Annotated in this window: 15 protein-coding genes; 7 read left to right on the top strand and 8 right to left on the bottom strand. The window is 70.2% G+C overall.

The window, feature by feature from the left end; translation table 11 throughout:
- Window positions 1-52: 52 nt before the first annotated feature.
- The 3 genes from FHY06_RS27950 to FHY06_RS27940 are packed head-to-tail and all read left to right on the top strand — an operon-like array spanning window position 53 to window position 2,241.
- Complete coding sequence (locus FHY06_RS27950) at window positions 53-970, top strand: DMT family transporter (protein WP_184607031.1); 918 nt, start codon at window positions 53-55, stop codon at window positions 968-970.
- Window positions 971-1,021: 51 nt separating this feature from the next.
- Window positions 1,022-1,861, top strand: coding sequence for a dienelactone hydrolase family protein (locus tag FHY06_RS27945; protein WP_184607030.1), 840 nt, complete (start codon window positions 1,022-1,024; stop codon window positions 1,859-1,861).
- 29 nt (window positions 1,862-1,890) lie between these two features.
- A complete protein-coding gene (locus tag FHY06_RS27940) occupies window positions 1,891-2,241 on the top strand; it encodes a hypothetical protein (RefSeq protein WP_184607029.1) in 351 nt (116 codons plus the stop codon).
- Window positions 2,242-2,274: 33 nt separating this feature from the next.
- On the opposite strand, the gene FHY06_RS27935 is transcribed toward FHY06_RS27940, so the two are convergent.
- The 3 genes from FHY06_RS27935 to FHY06_RS27925 all read right to left on the bottom strand — a co-directional run bounded on the left by FHY06_RS27935 (window position 2,275) and on the right by FHY06_RS27925 (window position 5,525).
- Entirely contained in the window at window positions 2,275-3,444 is a 1,170-nt protein-coding gene (locus FHY06_RS27935) for a GGDEF domain-containing protein (RefSeq protein WP_126184750.1), read from the bottom strand.
- A 71-nt stretch (window positions 3,445-3,515) separates the two neighbouring features.
- Window positions 3,516-4,694, bottom strand: a complete 1,179-nt coding sequence (locus tag FHY06_RS27930; protein ID WP_184607028.1) for an acetyl-CoA C-acetyltransferase — start codon at window positions 4,692-4,694, stop codon at window positions 3,516-3,518.
- Window positions 4,695-4,742: 48 nt separating this feature from the next.
- Entirely contained in the window at window positions 4,743-5,525 is a 783-nt protein-coding gene (locus FHY06_RS27925) for an SDR family NAD(P)-dependent oxidoreductase (protein WP_019656316.1), read from the bottom strand.
- Between the two features lie 102 nt (window positions 5,526-5,627).
- Between FHY06_RS27925 and FHY06_RS27920 the strand changes: the two genes are divergently transcribed.
- From FHY06_RS27920 to FHY06_RS27905, 4 genes are all read left to right on the top strand, one after another.
- Window positions 5,628-8,309, top strand: a complete 2,682-nt coding sequence (locus tag FHY06_RS27920; protein ID WP_184607026.1) for a winged helix-turn-helix domain-containing protein — start codon at window positions 5,628-5,630, stop codon at window positions 8,307-8,309.
- 220 nt (window positions 8,310-8,529) lie between these two features.
- Entirely contained in the window at window positions 8,530-9,381 is an 852-nt protein-coding gene (locus FHY06_RS27915; RefSeq protein WP_260310729.1) for an AP2 domain-containing protein, read from the top strand.
- A gap of 254 nt (window positions 9,382-9,635) precedes the next feature.
- Entirely contained in the window at window positions 9,636-10,442 is an 807-nt protein-coding gene (locus FHY06_RS27910) for an AP2 domain-containing protein (RefSeq protein ID WP_260310728.1), read from the top strand.
- Window positions 10,443-10,515: 73 nt separating this feature from the next.
- Complete coding sequence (locus FHY06_RS27905; RefSeq protein WP_019656320.1) at window positions 10,516-10,893, top strand: hypothetical protein; 378 nt, start codon at window positions 10,516-10,518, stop codon at window positions 10,891-10,893.
- A gap of 21 nt (window positions 10,894-10,914) precedes the next feature.
- Here the strand turns inward: FHY06_RS27905 and FHY06_RS27900 are convergent, their stop codons facing one another.
- The 5 genes from FHY06_RS27900 to FHY06_RS27880 form a co-directional block, all read right to left on the bottom strand.
- Entirely contained in the window at window positions 10,915-12,063 is a 1,149-nt protein-coding gene (locus FHY06_RS27900; RefSeq protein WP_126184753.1) for an acyl-CoA dehydrogenase family protein, read from the bottom strand.
- Window positions 12,064-12,106: 43 nt separating this feature from the next.
- Complete coding sequence (locus FHY06_RS27895; RefSeq protein ID WP_132753486.1) at window positions 12,107-13,666, bottom strand: long-chain-fatty-acid--CoA ligase; 1,560 nt, start codon at window positions 13,664-13,666, stop codon at window positions 12,107-12,109.
- Window positions 13,667-13,697: 31 nt separating this feature from the next.
- The gene (locus FHY06_RS27890) at window positions 13,698-14,810 is read right to left on the bottom strand and encodes a CaiB/BaiF CoA transferase family protein (RefSeq protein WP_184607025.1); all 1,113 of its coding nucleotides are present in this window, start codon (window positions 14,808-14,810) and stop codon (window positions 13,698-13,700) included.
- 73 nt (window positions 14,811-14,883) lie between these two features.
- Window positions 14,884-16,026: an acyl-CoA dehydrogenase family protein gene (locus tag FHY06_RS27885; protein WP_184607024.1), complete on the bottom strand. Its 1,143-nt coding sequence runs from the start codon at window positions 16,024-16,026 to the stop codon at window positions 14,884-14,886.
- Between the two features lie 10 nt (window positions 16,027-16,036).
- Window positions 16,037-17,233, bottom strand: coding sequence for an acyl-CoA dehydrogenase family protein (locus FHY06_RS27880; RefSeq protein ID WP_184607022.1), 1,197 nt, complete (start codon window positions 17,231-17,233; stop codon window positions 16,037-16,039).
- Between the last annotated feature and the right edge of the window lie 18 nt (window positions 17,234-17,251).

Below are 17,251 nucleotides of genomic sequence, written 5' to 3'. Positions count from 1 at the left end.
CGGCGCACGAATTTGATAGCCGCCAGCGGGTGCGGTCGCGAGACTCGCCGCCATGCTGGATCGCAACCTCCTCACTGGCCTGCTTGCCGCGCTGGCCGCCTCCTTCATCGGTAGCGCATGGCAGCTCGTGTCGCGGCACGGCGTGACCACCACGCTCGGGCCGATCGACCTCGCGCTGCTTCGCTACGGCATTCCTGCACTGCTGCTCATGCCGCTGTGGTTCGGCCGCAAGCGTATCGCCCCGAAGGCATCGCTGCCCGTGCTCGCGGTGCTCGTCGTCGGCGGTGGACTGCCATTCGGCCTTCTGGTGCTCGCGGGTGCGCAATGGGCACCCGCGAGCCACATGGGCATCTTCATGGCGGGCAGCCTGCCGCTGTTCACGGCCATCGGCGCATGGCTGCACAAGCGGCAGAGGATCGAAGGCATCAGGCTCGCCGGACTGGCCTGCATCGCGATCGGCATGGCGCTGTTCGCGGCAGACAGCTTTCGCGGCGGCACCAGCTCGACCGGCTGGCGCGGCGACCTGCTCTTCCTCGCCGCGGCCATGCTGTGGGCCGCGCACTCGCTCGCGTTCGCGCACTGCGGACTCACGCCTTGGCAGGGCGCGGCATTCGTGAACGGCTGGTCGACGCTGCTCTTGTCGATGCTCGTGCTGCCCTTCGCCGGCGTGCCGAAGCTGCTGGCAGCCCCGTGGCCCGACGTCGCGCTGCAGGCCACGACGCAGGGCGTGGTCGCCGGCCTGCTCGGGCTGGTGGTCTACATGGTCGCCGTCGTGCGGCTGGGCGCGCCGCGTGCGTCGCTGTCGGCGGCGCTGGTACCGGTGTTGACGACGCTGGGCGCCGCGGCCTGGATGAACGAGCCCGTCACTGGGGCGGCGTTGGCGGCACTGTCGCTGGTGGTGCCGGGAATCGTGCTGGCGAGCGGCGCGGCAAGGTGGAGTCCGAAGCGGGGAACGCACGCTGCGGGTTAGCGGCTCGGGGTCGCGGGCAGAATGCGGCAGATCGTCAGGGATGCCCGCGCAATGAAAAAGCTCTTCGCTCTTGCCGCCTCGCTCGTTTTCGCAGCCGCTTCCTGCTGGGCGCAGGAACGCAGCACGGTCCGCGTGCCCACGCCGTTCGTCGAGGGCGGTGCACCGGTCACGCTGGAGATGGTGATCTACAAGCCCGGAGGCTCCGGCCCCTTTCCGACCGTGGTGTTCAACCACGGCTCCACCGGCATCGGCAACAACCCGGCGCTCTTCAAGGAAACCTGGGCACCCGAGCGCCTCGCCGGATGGTTCACCCAGCGCGGTTGGCTGGTCGCATTTCCGCAGCGCCGCGGGCGCGGCCAGTCGGACGGGCTCTACGACGAGGGCTTCACACCGAAGCGCGAGCACTACAGCTGCGATCCGGGCCTGTCATTGGTCGGCTTCGAGCACGCACTTGCGGACATCGACTCAGCCGTCGCTTGGCTGCAGGCGAATCCGGACGTGGACACCCGGCGCATGGAGATCGCCGGCCATTCGCGCGGCGGGATTCTCGCCATCGCCTATGCCGGCACCCGGCCGGGCGTGTTCCGTGGTGCGATCAACTTCGTCGGCGGATGGATGAGCGACCAGTGCCCCAACAGATCGGCCGACGCGATCAATCCCGTGAGCTTCAGGCGTGGCGCGGCGTTTACCCGCCCCACGCTCTGGCTGTACGGCGAGAAGGACAGTTTCTACGCGATCGCCCACAGCCGGATGAATTTCGAAGCGTTCACGGCCGCGGGGGGTCAGGGCAGCTTCGAGGTCTACACGCTGGCTCCCGGCGTGAACGGCCACATGCTGATCGTGCGACAGGACCTGTGGGGGCCGGCGGTCGAAACCTACCTGGGGCAATGAGCGCCATGATCTCCGCCTGAACCCACCCCATGCCACGCCCCCTCTACTGCTGGCGCTGCCAGACCGACATGCCGATGCTCACGGAGGAAGAGTGGCAGGTTGCGCATCCCATGAGCTACATCGCGCAGATGAATCGATACCGCGAGGAAACCGGCTGCAGCCTCGCCGAAGCCCGGGAGCGCGGCCTCGGCTACCTGACGGTGGCGGCGTACGAACGCATCACGGGCTTCAGGGAAACCAATCCGAATGCGATCCTGCATCACCGCCTGAGCCTCTACGGCCCACCGTGCCACGTATGCGACACGCCGCTTCGTACGCCTGCGGCCCGCTACTGTGCAAGATGCAACGCCGAGCGCGTCGATGCCGACGCCGGTGGATGAAGCTCCCCGCGCACATCCCGCCAGCCGAATCGCTCACGCCGCAGCAATCACCCGATCCCGCCCCATCGCCTTCGCGCGGTAGAGCGCCGCATCCGCCAGCGCCAGCATGTCGTCGATGCTGGAGCCGCCTGCGCTGCTCGCGCCGGCCGCCACGCCGATGCTCACGGCCATAGAGCCGACGACGGCCATGCTCGAGTCCGCCGGGAAGGGCTCGCCGATGGCGTGCCTCAGGCGCGCCGCGATCGCCATCGCCTCGGACTGGCCGGCCTCGGGCAGCAGCACGACGAACTCCTCGCCGCCGTAGCGGCCGAGAACGCCCTTGTCGCCGATGGCGCGCTGCATGCGGCGCACCGCCTCGCGCAGCACGGCGTCGCCCATCTGGTGGCCGAAGCGGTCGTTGATATCCTTGAAGTGGTCCAGGTCCACCATCAGCAGCGCGCCGCCACGCTCGCCTGAGGAGAAGGCGCGCTCGCTGGCCTCGAGCACGGCGCGGCGGTTGAGCGCGCCTGTCAGTGGGTCGCGCGTGGCGAGGTATTCGAACTCGGTGTGCACGCGGTCTGTGGCCATCAGGATGACGGCGATGGACAGCAGCAGCACGGTGAACGAGTACATGCTGATGTAGATCGACTGGATCCACGAGCCCTCCATGAGCCCGTTGCCCGCCATCCCGGCCACCACCGACACGAAGCGAAGCGCCGCCACCAGCGCCTGCGCCAGCAGCAGCCCGGTCATCAGCCGCTTGCCGAACACTTCGCCCGCATGCCGCATGTAGAGCTGCGCGTGCCGGAAGAACAGCGCCGCCACCGCCAGGGTGACGAACAGCAGGCGCATCTCGAAGTCGGGCTTCACGATGCCGAACCAGAACAGCGCCGCCGTCAGGACGCAGTTCAGCACCGTCCAGCTGCGGGTGTCGCTGCGGCCGAACAGGAATTTCTGGCTGCCGGCGTAGTACAGGATGCAGGCCTGGTACAGCACGAAGTTGGCGACCACGATCGTGAGGAAGTCGGGAAAGTACCCGCGCGCCGCGAAGAGCATGGTGCTCACGAACGCGACCAGCGGGGCCTTCGCCCAGTCGCCCAGCCCCTGGATGCTGCGCGGATAGCTGCGCTGCATGAAGAAGACCACGAGGGCCATCATGACACCCATCACTCCCGCAAGCAGGATGATGGAACGGGGATCGAGGATGGATGGCGAGGCGCCCATGGACCCCGATTATGTTGGCATCGGCATTCCCCGCCCCGCAGGCGGCCTCCCGCGCCTGGCCTGCCGACGCGTCAGAGCCGCTCGACGATGGTCACGTTGGCCATGCCGCCGCCCTCGCACATGGTCTGCAGGCCGTAGCGCTTGCCGCGCTGGCCGAGCGCGTGCACGAGCGTGGTCATGAGCTTGGTGCCCGACGCGCCCAGCGGATGGCCCAGCGCGATCGCGCCGCCGTTCACGTTGAGCCGCGCCGGGTCGGCGTCCAGCGTCTGCAGCCAGGCCAGCGGCACCGGCGCGAAGGCTTCGTTGACCTCGTACAGGTCGATGTCGGAGATCTTCATGCCCGCCTTCTTCAGCGCGCGCTGCGTGGCCGGCAGCGGGGCCTCCAGCATGATCACCGGGTCGTGCCCCATCACGCTCATGTGATGGATGCGCGCGAGCGGCTCCACGCCCAGCGTCTTCAGGCCGCGCTCGTTCACCACCATCAGGCCGCTGGCGCCGTCGCAGATCTGGCTGGCGGTGGCCGCGGTGCAGCGCCCGCCCTCGGCGATGAGCTTCACGGCGGCGATGCTCTCCAGCGTGGCGTCGAAGCGGATGCCTTCGTCCACGGTGTGCTGCTCGCCGGGCTCGGTGCCGTCGGCCATGCGCACCGACACGGGCACGATCTCCTGCTCGAAATGGCCGGCCCTGGTGGCGGCGATGGCGCGCCGGTGGCTTTCCAGTGCATAGCGGTCGAGCTCGTCCTTCTCGATGCCGTAGTTCCTCGCGATCATCTCGGCGCCGGTGAACTGGCTGAACTGCACGTCGGGGTAGCGCTTGGCCATGAGCGGGCTCACGTAGAAGCCCAGCCCGTTCTTCAGCGGCAGCGTGACGGGCATGCCCATGGGCACGCGCGTCATGCTCTCCGCCCCGGCAGCGATGACGATGTCCATGGTGCCCGACATCACGGCCTGCGCCGCGAAGTGCAGCGCCTGTTGCGACGAGCCGCACTGCCGGTCGACCGAGGTGGCCGGCACCGATTCGGGCAGCTTCGAGGCCAGCACCGCGTTGCGCGCGATGTTGGAAGACTGCTCGCCGGCCTGGTCGACGCAGCCCATGATGACGTCTTCGACCAGCGCCGGGTCGGCGCCGGTGCGGTCCACCAGCGCGTTCAGCACCTGTGCTGCGAGATCGGCCGGGTGCCAGCCGGCGAGGCGGCCGTTGCGGCGGCCACCGGCGGTGCGGGCGGCGGCGACGATGAAGGCTTCGGGCATGGGAGTTCTCCTGTGTTTCTGTCTATCTGTGCGGGTCGGGGTGGCGTGTCAGCGCGGCGCCATGCGGATGGCCCCGTCGAGCCGCACGCTTTCGCCGTTGAAGTAGCCGTTGGTGATCATCAGTTCGGCCAGCGTCGCGTATTCCGCCGGGTTGCCCAGCCGCTTCGGGAACGGCACCGAGGCCGCCAGCGCGGCCTTCACGTTGTCGGGCGCGCCCTGCAGCAGCGGCGTGTCGAAGATGCCCGGCAGGATGGTGTTGACGCGGATGCCCTCGCTCATGAGGTCGCGCGCGATGGGCAGCGTCATGCCGACGATGCCGGCCTTCGAGGCCGTGTAGGCCGCCTGGCCCATCTGCCCGTCCTGCGCGGCCACCGAGGCGGTGTTGACGATGGCGCCGCGCTCGCCGTCTTCCAGCATGTCGAGCGTGAGCATGCCGGCGGCCGACTTGGCGATGCAGCGGAAGGTGCCCACCAGGTTGATCTGGATGATGCGGTCGAAATTCGCGAGCGGAAAGTGCTTGATCTCGCCGGTGGCCTTGTCGCGGCTCGCGGTCTTCACCGCGTTGCCGGTGCCGGCGCAGTTGACGAGCACGCGCTCCTGGCCGTGCGCCGCGCGGGCCTTGGCGAAGGCGGCGTCAACCTGTTCCTCCGACGTGACGTCGACCTTGCAGAAGATGCCGCCGAGTTCCTTGGCCAGCGCCTCGCCCTGCTCGGCGTTGAGGTCGAAGAGCGCGACTTTCACGCCGTGGCCCGCGAGCCGGCGCGCGGTGGCGGCGCCCAGGCCCGAGGCGCCGCCGGTGACCACGGCGGCAATGCTGGAATCGAGTTGCATCTGCTGGTGTCCTTGAGGTGTCTTGAACGGTTTGTCCCCGTCCAGTTTAGGAAGCAGAATCGGCCGCACACATCGTCGGAAACGACGGGATTTCAGCGCCGCATGCAGCCGTCCACCCCCCGGATCCTCGAAACAAAGCTCAATCCCCCGGCCTTCGTCGCCACGCAGGTGCCGCGCACCGCGATCGGGGAAGAGGTCGCCTCGGCGGCCGTGAAGCTGGTGCTCGTGCGCGCGCCGGCCGGCTTCGGCAAGACCACCGCCATGGCGCAGATCCGCGAGCGCATGGAGGCCCGGGGCATCGCCACCGCATGGCTCACGCTGGACCGCGCCGACAACGACGTCTCGCGCTTCCTCGACTGCCTGGCCGAGGCCGTGCAGCGCCTGGGCGTGGAAGACCCGCGCGGCAACGGCGGCAACAACCCCTTCGATGCGGTGGCCGCGCTGGCGGCGCACGAGTCGCCCTTCACGCTCTTCCTCGACGACTTCGAGCGGGTGCAGGAGCCGGCCGTGCTGGGGCTGGTGCGCGAGATCGTCGAACACCTGCCGCGCCGCGGGCAGATCGTGATCGGCTCGCGCAGCCTGCCCGACCTGGGCCTGGGCCGGCTGCGCGCGCGCGGGCAGCTCACCGAGATTGACACCGACCGGCTGCGCTTCAGCCTGGAGGAGACCGGCGCCTTCTTCGGCCTGCGCCAGTCGCTGCCGGCCGAGATGCTCTCGCTGCTGCACCGCAAGACCGAGGGCTGGGTGGCGGCGATCTGGCTCGCATCGATGGCGCTGGAGCGCCACGGCGCGGGCTCGGCGGGCGCCACCGCCACTGCTTTTGTCGAGCGCTTCTCGGGCTCCGACCGCGCGGTGGCCGAGTACCTCGCCGAGGACGTGCTCGCGCACCAGCCGAAGGAGATCCGCGACTTCCTGCTGCGCACCAGCATCCTGAGGCAGCTCGACGCATCGGTGTGCCAGGCGCTGTGCCCGCGCGTGGACTGCGCGGCCATCCTCGAGCAGCTGGCCGCGTCGAACCTGTTCCTCACGCCGGTGAGCGGCGATGGCGATGCGTGGCGCTACCACAGCCTCTTCGCCGACTTCCTGCGCGCGCAGCTCGCGCGCGAGATGCCCGGCGAGCCCGCGCGGCTGCACCTCGCGGCCTCGGGCTGGTACGAATCGCACGGCCGCCCGGTGCCGGCCATCGACCATGCGATCGAGGGCGGCGACCATCCGCATGCGCTGAACCTGCTCGACCATCACGCCGCGCAGTTCCTCGAAGAGGGCCGCATGCGCATGCTGGCGCGCTGGTTCTCGGCCATTCCCGAGCACCAGCTGCGCGGGCATCCGTTCCTGCAGCCGATCTCGCTGTGGGCCACCTGCTTCACCCACGGCCCGTGGGACGCGATGCGGCAGCTCGACGAATCGGGCTGCCTCGACAGCCCCATCGCCGAGGTGCGCGCGAGCGCCCACACCCTGGTGCCGCTGCTGCTGGCCATGCAGGACCGCCACGACGAGGCCTACGAGGCCGGCCGCCAGAGCCTGGCGCGCCTGCCCACCGGCCTGGCCTTCGCCGACAGCGTGCTGCTCAACGCCATGGCGCACATCCTCGCGGTGCGCGGCGACCAGCACGAGGCGCAGCGGCTGCTCGACGCGGCCCGACGCGAGCAGGGCAACAGCGCCTTCAACCGCATGTACACCGAGTCGCTGGCGGGCCTGTTCGACCTGCACGAAGGCCGGCTGCGGCAGGCCACCGCGCGGCTGCGCATGGCGGTCGATTCCACGCATGCGGTGTCGTACAACCACAGCCACGGCAACGCATGGGCCGGCGTGCTCTACGCGGGCGCCGTGTACGAGACCAACCAGCTCGTGCAGGCCGAGCGCCTGCTGAACGTGTACCTGCCGCTGGCGCGCGACGTGGGCCTGCCCGACCACATGATCCTGAGCCACGCGATGCGCTCGCGGCTGGCCTTCCACGCGGGCGACATCGACGCGGCCTTCCAGGCGCTCACCGAGCTCGAGTACCTGGGCCACCAGCGCCAGCTGCCGCGCGTGGTGGCCGGCGCCAAGCTGGAGCGCTCGCGCATGCTGCTGCTGCAGGGCAACGGCCCCGCCTCGCACGACGAGCTGCTGCGCGCCGACGACCCCGCCCTGTGGGACCGCGAGCGCCGCCAGCGCCTGCCGGCCCACGACCTCGACTACCTGGCGCTGGCCAAGGCGCGCTGGGAGATCGCCTTCGGCGACGCGAGCGCGGCGCTGTCCGTGCTCGACGCCGAACTGCACGCCGCGCTCGCCGCGGCCCGCAACCGGCGCGCGCTCAAGCTCAGGGTGCTGCGTGCGCTGGCCCTGCAGCGCGCCGGCGACCCGGCCGCCGCCACCGAGGAGTTCGCCGGCGTGCTGCAGTCCGCGAGCCAGGAGGGCTTCATGCGGCTGATCCTCGACGAGGGCCCGGCCGTGGGCACGCTGGTGCACCGCAGCGCCGCCGCGATGCAGGAAGGCGGCGCCGGCGACCCGATCCTGGCGGACCACCTGCAGCGGCTGCTGCAGGCCGTGGGGCCGATGCCGGCGCCGGCCGAGTCGGAGGCTCCCCCCGGCGGCGAGGCGATGAAGGAGCCGCTCACGCGCAAGGAGATCCGCGTGCTCCAGCTGCTGGCCGAGGGCTACTCGAACAGCGCGATGGCCGAGAAGCTCTTCGTTTCCGACAGCACGGTGCGCACGCACCTGCGCAACATCAACATGAAGCTGGACGCGAAGAGCCGGACGCAGGCGGTGGCGATCGCGCGCAGGCTGGGTGTCATCCGATAGCCTTACATCCGGCCTCATTCCGGCGCCGCCTACCCCCTGAACTACGGATTCCGGTGATACCCCACCGGTGCCTGCTTCCCTAGCATTTCCCTCTGTGTTCCAACTGCCGCGATAGCGCAAGGCGCATCGCGGCGCATGGGAATCCTCGCCCGGCGCCGCCCCCCCGCGCCCGGCGGGAAAGCCATGCAAGAACCAGAGAGCGGACTCGAGCCGAAGCACCATGCCCAAAGGAATCCCCAACTCCGCAGCCATGTACGGCATCTACCCCCGCAGCTGGGGCTACGAGGTGTCGATCGTGCGAAACGGAAAGCGCTATTTCCAGCAGTTCGGCCGCGCCAGCTACGGCGGCGACGCCCAGGCGCTGCGCCAGGCGCAGGAATGGCGCGACGGCGTGGTGCGCAGCGTGCCGCCGGTGCCTCGGCGCACGCGCGCCGAGAAGCTGCGCGTCAACAACACCACCGGCGTGTCGGGCGTGTTCTGCCAGGTCGCGCCGGGCGGCAAGGTGCGGGCCTGGGTCGCCAAGACCTACATCGGGCAGGACGAGATCCTGCGCACCGACTTTCCCGTGAACACGGTGGGCGAGGCGGCGCAGGCGCTGGCCATCGAGGAGCGGGCGCGGCAGCTCGAACGCATGGACGGCCTGGCCAGGCTGCATCCGGCCGAGGAGTCCATCCGGACGAGCCCGCCGGCCTCTCCGGCCGAGACGCTGGTGCCCAAGCGCTCGAAGTCCGAGATCAAGCGCAGCACCAATTCGAGCGGTGTGAGCGGCGTGCATTTCAAGGCGCCGAATCCGGGCCATCCGGGCTACTGGCTCGCCATCACCTACACGGCCGGCCGGGGCAGCGTGAGCAAGGCCTTCTCCATCAAGGAGCACGGCGCCGAGAAGGCGAAGCAGCTGGCCATCGAGGAACGCCAGCGCCAGCTGGAGCAGAAGCACGCGTTCATGCAGCAGGAAAGCAGCGCCGCGGCAAAGGTGCCGGCGATCTCCATCCCCTTCCTGACCGACCAGCCCTCCCGGGCTTCCTCCCTGCTGCACGGCATGGCCGCCGCCGAGGCGAGGCCGGCGCAGTGATTCCGTGGATGTCCGCGCCCGGCGCCGTTCGCGCGGCGGCCGGCGGATATCCGTGCCCGGCGCGGGCCGCCGGGGATATTTTTCCGACCGCCTCCGCCGCCCGGACGGATTCATGGCGGCGCTTCGGCCAGAATAGCTGCGAAAAATGCGCGCCCGATCGCCACGGCAATGGCGACGGCGACGCGCGAGCCGGGGAGCCCATCGGAATCAGCATCGGCGATGCTGAGTACGCAAGCAGCAGCATCACATCGAGAATGCCCAAAGGTGTACCGAACCCGGCAGCCATGTATGGCATCTACGCCAGGTCCTGGGGTTTCGAAGTCTCCATCGTCCGCAACGGCGTCCGCCATCACAGGCTGTTCGGCAAGGCCAGCTACGGCGGCGCGGAACAGGCGCTGCTTCACGCGCAGGACTGGCGCGACCACATCGTGCGCAGCGTGCCGCCGCTGCCGCGCAGTGCGCGGGCCGAGAAACCCCGCGCCAACAACAGCACCGGCGTGACCGGCGTGTTCCACCACCTCGCGCCCAGCGGCCGGGTGCGCGCCTGGATGGCCAAGACCTACATCGCGCCCGACGAGATACTGCGCACCGATTTCTCCGTCGCCGAGCTGGGCGACGACGCGCAGGCGCTCGCGATCCAGGAGCGCGCGCAGCAGCTCAAGCGCATGACCGGGCTGGCGCGCATTCACCCGGCCGAGGAGGCGATCCGCATGGGGCTGTCGGCCCACCCTGCCGGGCCGCGCGAACCCAAGCGCTCGAAGTCGGAGATCACCCGGCGCAACAACACCAGCGGCGTGAGCGGCGTGCATTTCAAGGCGCCCAACCCCAGCCACCCGGGCTACTGGCTCGCCATCACCTACACCGCCGGCAAGGGCAGCGTGAGCAAGGCCTTCTCGGTGAAGACGTACGGCGCCGAGGCGGCGAAGAACATGGCCATCGCCGAACGCGCGAACCAGCTCGCCCTGAAGCAGCTTGCGGCCGGGGAAGAAGAACGACATCAGAGAGGAAAAGCCGAGGCCGGCGTCCGCGCGACGACCGGCACGAGGCGGAACAACGGATGAGTCCATTGCAAGGAACAGGCCTCGCGCGCGCCGCGAGGCCAGGGGGCGGCCGTCCGCGCGGAGCGGCCCGCCCATGAATCACAAGCACCTGCACCAGCTGCTGCGCGTCGCGTCGCACCTGATGGACCAGGCCGCGGCGGAAGTGCGCAGCACCGATCTCGGCCCCGTGGACGAGAACATCCAGCGCATCGGCCGCGCGCTGATCGAGGTGATCGAGGTGCAGCGGCAGCTCTACGCCGCGCAGCCCGAGCTGCAGCCCAGGTCGCTGGCGGCCGACTCGCGCGAGAGCGATGCCAACCTGCTCTTCACCCAGTACACGATGGAGGCGCTGGAGCTGGAGGACGCGGGCAACCCCGAGGCCGCGCGCGAGAAGTACACGCAGTTCATCGGGCTGTCGCCCTCCTACCCCCACCGCGAGATCGCTCGGGCGCAGATCAGGCGGCTGTCCTGAGCGTGCCCGGAGAGCCGGGTCTCACAGGGCCCGGGCGATCACCTCCTTCATGATCTCGTTGGTGCCGCCGTAGATGCGCTGCACCCGGGCATCGGCGTACATGCGCGCCACCATGTATTCGTTCATGAAGCCGTAGCCGCCGAAGAGCTGCAGGCACTCGTCGATCACGCGGCCCTGCGCCTCCGAGCCCCAGAGCTTGGCCATGGAGGCGGTGGCGGTGTCGAGCCTGCCGGCCACCAGGTCCTCGATGCAGCGGTCGATGAAGGCGCGGCCCACCTTGATCTGCGTGGCGATCTCGGCGAGCTTGAACTTCGTGTTCTGGAACTCGGCGACGGGCTTGCCGAAGGCCTTGCGGTCGCGTACGTAGTCGAGCGTGGCCTGGTAGGCGCCCTCCATGGTGGCCAGCGCGCTCAGGCCGATGATGGTGCGCTCATAGGGCAGGTCGCTCATGAGCTGGAAGAAGCCCTGCCCCTCCGCGCCGCCGAGCAGCGCGTCGGCGCCCACGCGCACGTCGTCGAAGAAGAGCTCGGAGGTGTCCTGCGCCTTCATGCCGATCTTGTCGAGCACGCGGCCCACGCGGAAGCCCTTGCAGCCCTCGGTCTCCACGATGAGGATCGAGGTGCCCTTGGCACCCTGGGTCGGGTCGGTCTTGCACACCACCAGCACCACGCCGGCCAGGAAGCCGTTGGTGATGAAGGTCTTGGAGCCGTTGACGACGTAGCCGCCCTCCTTCTTCTCGGCGCGGGTGCGCACGCCCTGCAGGTCGGAGCCCGCGCCCGGCTCGGTCATGGCGATGGCGCCGACCAGCTCGCCGCGCGCCATGCGCGGCAGGTAGTGGCGCTTCTGCGCCTCGGTGCCGTGGTTGAGGAAGTAGTGCGCCACGATGCTGTGCACCGAGGTCGCCATGCCGGTCAGCGCGCGGCGCGACATCTCCTCGTAGAAAACGGCCTCGTGGCGGAAGTCGCCGCCGGCGCCGCCGTACTCCTCGGGAATGTCGGCGCAGAGCAGGCCGAGCGCGCCGGCCTTGCGCCACACCTCGTGGCCCACGTGGCCGCGCTTGCGGGCCTCCTCGTCGTGCGGCAGCACTTCGGTCTCGATGAATCGCACCACGTTGTCGCGGTACAGCTCCAGGTCTTCGTCGCTCCAGGAGCGGCGGAAATCGATGGCCATGTTGTCTTCCTTTGCTTTCCTTGTTTCTGCCGGATCCCGCGGCTCAGCCCACGCGCCGTTGCCTGCCGGCCCAGAAGGGCTCGCGCAGCTGGAACTTCTGCAGCTTGCCGGCCGCCGACAGCGGCAGCGCGTCGCGGAACTCCACGCTGCGCGGGCACTTGTAATTCGCGATGTGCTCGCGGCAGTGGGCGATGACGGCCTCGGCCTCCAGCGCCATGCCCTCGCGCCGCACGATCACCGCGTGCACGCGCTCGCCCCACTGGTCGTCCGGCACGCCGATCACCGCGGACATCAGCACCTGCGGCATCTTCGCGATGGCGTTCTCGACCTCGGCCGAATACACGTTCTCGCCGCCGCTGACGATCATGTCCTTCATGCGGTCGACCACGTAGACGAAGCCTTCGTCGTCCATATAGCCGCCGTCGCCGGTGTGCATCCATCCGCCGCGCAGCGCGGCCTCGGTCTGCTCGGGCTTGTTCCAGTAGCCCTTCATGACCATCGGGCCGCGCGCGACGATCTCGCCGACCTGGCCGGGCGGCAGTTCGTTGTCTTCGCCGTCGACGATGCGTACTTCGGCGATGGGCACCGGCGTGCCGGCGGAGCGCAGCAGGCGGTCGCGATCGGGGCCGGGCAGGTGGCAATGCGGCGACAGCGCCGTGACCACGGGCGACAGCTCCGTCATGCCGTAGACCTGCGCGAAGGCGGCGCCCGGAACGGCGCGCATCGCCTGGTCGAGCAGCGCGGCGTCGATGGGCGCAGCGCCGTAGAACAGCAGCCGCAGGCTCGACAGGTCGAACTCCGCGAAGCGCGGATGCTCGATCACGCGCTTGATCATGGTCGGCACCATGAACATCTCGGTGATGCGCGCGGACTGCACCGCCTGCAGCACGGCCAGCTCGTCGAACATCGGCAGCACGTGCGTGGGCGTGAGCCGCAGCATGTTCTGGATGGTGGCGCCGCAGCCGGCCACGTGGAACATGGGCGCAGCGACGAGGGCCACCGCGTTCTGCGCATCGCGCGGCAGCGCCGCCACGGTGCTCAGCGCGTTGATGCACAGGTTGCCGTGCGTGAGCATCACGCCCTTGGGCTGCCCGGTGGTGCCGCCGGTGTACATGATGGCGGCGAGTTCGTCGGGCGCGTGCGGCGCGTCTTCGATGGGCTGCGCCTCGCCCAGCAGCGCCTCGTAGCCCACCATGCCCTCGGGCACCGCGCCGTCGCCGCAATAGACCACGGTGCGCAGCGAGGCCGAGAGCTGGCGCAGCGCCGGCACCATCGGCACGAACAGGTCGTCCACCAGCAGGATGCGGGTGTCGCAGTCGTCCAGCGAATAGGCGACCTCCTTCGGGTTCCAGCGGATGTTCACCGGATTGATCACGCCGCCGCCCCACCAGGTGCCGAAGAAGTATTCGACGAAGCGGTGCGAGTTGAGGCTCATCATGCCGACGCGGTCGCCGCTCGCCATGCCCAGTCGCTTCAGCACCGCGCCCAGGCGCGCGACGCGGTCGGCGAGGGTGGCGAAGTCCAGCCGCGTGGCGCCGCAGACGATGGCGGTGCCCTTCGGCTTCTCGCGCCGGCCCTTGTGCAGGGGTTGGGTGAGGAACATGGGTGGCTGTCTCCGTTCTTGTTTTCTCTGTTCAAGCCCCGCACAGCGGCGCGATGGCTTTCGCCGCCACGCCCCAGCGGCGCAGCACGGCGGGGCCGTCTTCGCCGGCCGTGGCCTGCGGCACCATCGGCGCAGTGCGGCTGAATCGCGGCGCGGGCGCGGGCTGCACCACGCCGCCCACGTTGGCGAAGGTGCCGCGCGCCACGTTGTGCGGGTGCTCCGGGGCCTCGTCCCAGTCGAGCACGGGCGCGAAGCAGGCGTCGCTGCCCTCGAGCAGCACGCACCACTCGTCGCGCGTGCGGGTGCGGAACACGTCGGCCATGCGCAGCTTGAGCATCGGCCAGCGGTCGGCGTCCATCTGCGCGTCGAAGGCGGTGTCGTCGGCGATGCCGCAGCGCTCGCGCAAGAGCGCGTAGAACTGCGGCTCGATGGCGCCCACGGCCACGTACTTGCCGTCGGCGCAGGCGTAGGTGTCGTAGAAGTGCGCGCCGCCGTCGAGCATGTTCTCGCCGCGCTGGCTGCTCCACTGTCCGGCCGACCTGAAGCCGTACATCATGGCCGACAGCAGCGCCGCGCCGTCGGTCATGGCGGCATCGACCACCTGGCCCTGGCCCGAGCCCTTGGCCTCGTGCAGCGCGGCGAGGATGCCGAATGCCAGCAGCATCGCGCCGCCGCCGAAGTCGCCCACGTAGTTCAGCGGCGGCACCGGCGGCTCGCCCGCGCGGCCGATGGCGTGCAGCGCGCCGCTGATGGCGATGTAGTTGATGTCGTGCCCCGCCGCATGCGCAAGCGGCCCGTGCTGGCCCCAGCCGGTCATGCGGCCGTAAACCAGCCGCGGGTTGCGCGCGTGGCATTCGGCGGGGCCGAGGCCCAGGCGCTCCATCACGCCGGGGCGGAAGCCCTCGATGAGCACGTCGGCCCTGGCGATGGCGTCGAGCACCGATTGCGCGGCGCCTTCCGCGCGCAGGTCGACCTGCAGCGTGCTGCGCCCGCGCGCGAGGATGTCGTGCGGCGCGGTGCGCGTGCCGGGGCGCTCGATGCGGATCACCTCCGCGCCCATGTCGGCGAACAGCATCGCGCAGAACGGGCCGGGGCCGATGCCCGCCATCTCGATCACCCGAAGGCCTTGCAGTGGACCTGCCATGGTCTGTCTCCTGTGTGTGGAGGCATCTTGGCGCCGCCCCCCTGGCGCCGCATCGTCGAAAGCGACGAATGCGCTATGCCAGCGCCGCCACGGCGCGCAGCTTCGCGACGCGGCGCAGGTGCCACGAAGGCGGTCCGAACTGGCCCTCGATGAGCGTGGCGCGGCGCACGTAGTGGCCCACTGCCAGCTCTTCGGTCATGCCCATGCCGCCATGCAGCTGCACCGCCCCCTGCCCGACCGCCCTGCAGGCCCTGGCGGCGGCCACCTTGGCGGACGAGACGGCGCGTGCGCGTTCGCCGGGCGAGGCGCCGTCGATGGCTTCGCCGACGCTGGCCGTGAGCGCCGCGGCCTGTTCCAGCGCCATGTGCATGTCGGCCAGCCGGTGCTGAAGCACCTGGAAGTTCGCGATCGGCACGCCGAACTGCTTGCGCTGCCGCACGTAGTCGAGCGTGTCGCGCATCAGGCGGCGCATGACGCCGACCGATTCGGCGCACACGGCGAGCGTGGCCTCGTCGAGCGCCCGTTCGATCTGCGGCAGCGCGCCGCCCTCCTCGCTCAGCAATGCGTCGGCCGGCAGGCGCAGGTCGTCGAATGCGATCTCCGCCGCACGGCCGCCGTCGCGCGTCGGGTAGGCACGCAGGCGCAGGCCGGGCGTGTTCTTCGGAACGACGAAGAGCGAGAGACCGGCGCCGCCTCGCGCGCTCACGAGCAGGTGGCTGGCCCATGGCGCGGCGTGCACCACGGCCTTGCGTCCGTTCAGGCGGAAGGAGCCGTCGGCATCGCGCACGGCTTCGGTCCGCACATCGGCGCGGTCGTGCCGGCTCTGCGGCTCGCCATGGGCGAATGCGAGCACGGCCGCGCCCGCGACCGTGCGAGCGAGCAGCGCATCGGCCTGCACGCCCGGGTTGCGCTGCAGCAGGCCGGCGCCGATGACCATGGTCGACAGGTAGGGCTCGGCGGCGAGTGCGCCACCCAGCGTTTCCATCACGGCGAGATGCGCGGGCATGCCGCCGCCGAGGCCGCCCTGCGGTTCGGGCAGCGCCGCGCCCAGCAGGCCGAGTTCGCCGGCAAGGCCCTGCCAGAAGGGCGGCGGCGCGTCGTCGGCCTTGCGCAGCGCATACAGGCGCTGCTCGAAGCCGTGGTTGTCGTCGAGATAGCGCGCGAGGCTGTCGCGCAGCATCGCCAGGGTGTCGTCGCGTTCGGTGGTGGCGTTCATGGCACAGCCCTCAGTTCGCCAGCAAATGGGCCGCGACGATGTTGCGCTGCACCTCGTTGGACCCCGCGTAGATCGAAGCCGCGCGGTCGTTGAGGTAGGCCGACATCGAGAACACTGCGTCCTCCGGAACTGGCAGTTCGCCTCCCTGCAGCTGGTCGTCCAGCGGAAGGTCGGCGGCTGCGTAGTGGGCGGCGATTTCGACGCCGAGCTCGGTCAGCCGCTGGCGCAGTTCGGAGCCCAGCACCTTGCCCATCGAAGGGCGGATGCCGTGCGGCTCGCCGCGGGCCTGGGCGCGCAGCGATTGCAGCTCGGTGGCCTCGAGCGCGTCGATGGCGCATTCGGCTCCGGCCAGGCGCAGGGCCATGTCGTCGGCCTCCTGCGCGTCGCCCGCCGCCGCGAAGGCTGCGTCCGCGGCTTGCTGCAGGCGGCGCAGGCGTGCGCGCAGCATCGGCGCCCACGCACCGCCGCGCTCGTGCTGCAGCAGGTACTTGGCGATGGCCCAGCCCTGGTTCTCCTCGCCGATGAGCCCTTCGGCCGGCACGCGCACGTCGTCGAAGAACACCTGGTTGAGCTCGTGGTCGCCCGAGATGCTGATGATCGGCCGGATGGTGATGCCCGGCGCCGGGATGTCGAAGCACAGGAAGCTGATGCCCTGCTGCGGCTTGCCGCCCGAGGCGGTGCGCACCAGGCAGAACATGCGGTTGGCGTACTGGGCGTGGGTGGTCCAGATCTTGGTGCCGTTGATGACGTAGTGGTCTCCATCGCGCACGGCCTTGCACTGCAGCGAGGCCAGGTCGGAGCCCGACTGCGGCTCGGAGTAGCCCTGGCACCAGTAGTCCTCGCCCGAGCGGATGCCGGGCAGCCAGGCCTTCTTCTGCGCCTCGGTGCCGAAGGCGATGATCACCGGCGCGACCATGCCCGGGCCCATCGGGGCGCGCGGCGGGGCGTCGGCGGCCGCCAGCTCGGCCGAGAAGATGTAGTGCTGCATCGGCGTCCAGCCGGTGCCGCCGTGCTCCACCGGCCAGTGCGGCACGCTCCAGCCGCGCCCGGCGAGGATGCGGTGCCAGCGGTTGCCGTATTCATGGTCGCTGAAGATGCCGGAGCTGCGCCGGCCGGCGGCGCGCAGCTCGGGCGTCAGCTCGCGCGCGAGGAAGTCTCTGACCTCGTCGCGGAACGCGGCCTCCGCGGTCGTGAGTGCCCAGGCCATGGTGTTCGTCGTCTCCTT

The organism is Variovorax atrisoli (genome assembly GCF_014195185.1).
Taxonomy (GTDB): Bacteria; Pseudomonadota; Gammaproteobacteria; order Burkholderiales; family Burkholderiaceae_C; genus Variovorax; species Variovorax atrisoli.
This window is presented reverse-complemented; position numbering and strand designations above follow the sequence as displayed.

Excerpts from the sequence above, each read along its gene's own strand:
- FHY06_RS27950 (WP_184607031.1), top strand. The coding sequence starts at position 53 with ATGCTGGATCGCAACCTCCTCACTGGCCTGCTTGCCGCGCTGGCCGCC.
- FHY06_RS27945 (WP_184607030.1), top strand. The coding sequence starts at position 1,022 with ATGAAAAAGCTCTTCGCTCTTGCCGCCTCGCTCGTTTTCGCAGCCGCT.
- FHY06_RS27940 (WP_184607029.1), top strand. The coding sequence starts at position 1,891 with ATGCCACGCCCCCTCTACTGCTGGCGCTGCCAGACCGACATGCCGATG.
- FHY06_RS27935 (WP_126184750.1), bottom strand. The coding sequence starts at position 3,444 with ATGGGCGCCTCGCCATCCATCCTCGATCCCCGTTCCATCATCCTGCTT.
- FHY06_RS27930 (WP_184607028.1), bottom strand. The coding sequence starts at position 4,694 with ATGCCCGAAGCCTTCATCGTCGCCGCCGCCCGCACCGCCGGTGGCCGC.
- FHY06_RS27925 (WP_019656316.1), bottom strand. The coding sequence starts at position 5,525 with ATGCAACTCGATTCCAGCATTGCCGCCGTGGTCACCGGCGGCGCCTCG.
- FHY06_RS27920 (WP_184607026.1), top strand. The coding sequence starts at position 5,628 with ATGCAGCCGTCCACCCCCCGGATCCTCGAAACAAAGCTCAATCCCCCG.
- FHY06_RS27915 (WP_260310729.1), top strand. The coding sequence starts at position 8,530 with ATGCCCAAAGGAATCCCCAACTCCGCAGCCATGTACGGCATCTACCCC.
- FHY06_RS27910 (WP_260310728.1), top strand. The coding sequence starts at position 9,636 with ATGCCCAAAGGTGTACCGAACCCGGCAGCCATGTATGGCATCTACGCC.
- FHY06_RS27905 (WP_019656320.1), top strand. The coding sequence starts at position 10,516 with ATGAATCACAAGCACCTGCACCAGCTGCTGCGCGTCGCGTCGCACCTG.
- FHY06_RS27900 (WP_126184753.1), bottom strand. The coding sequence starts at position 12,063 with ATGGCCATCGATTTCCGCCGCTCCTGGAGCGACGAAGACCTGGAGCTG.
- FHY06_RS27895 (WP_132753486.1), bottom strand. The coding sequence starts at position 13,666 with ATGTTCCTCACCCAACCCCTGCACAAGGGCCGGCGCGAGAAGCCGAAG.
- FHY06_RS27890 (WP_184607025.1), bottom strand. The coding sequence starts at position 14,810 with ATGGCAGGTCCACTGCAAGGCCTTCGGGTGATCGAGATGGCGGGCATC.
- FHY06_RS27885 (WP_184607024.1), bottom strand. The coding sequence starts at position 16,026 with ATGAACGCCACCACCGAACGCGACGACACCCTGGCGATGCTGCGCGAC.
- FHY06_RS27880 (WP_184607022.1), bottom strand. The coding sequence starts at position 17,233 with ATGGCCTGGGCACTCACGACCGCGGAGGCCGCGTTCCGCGACGAGGTC.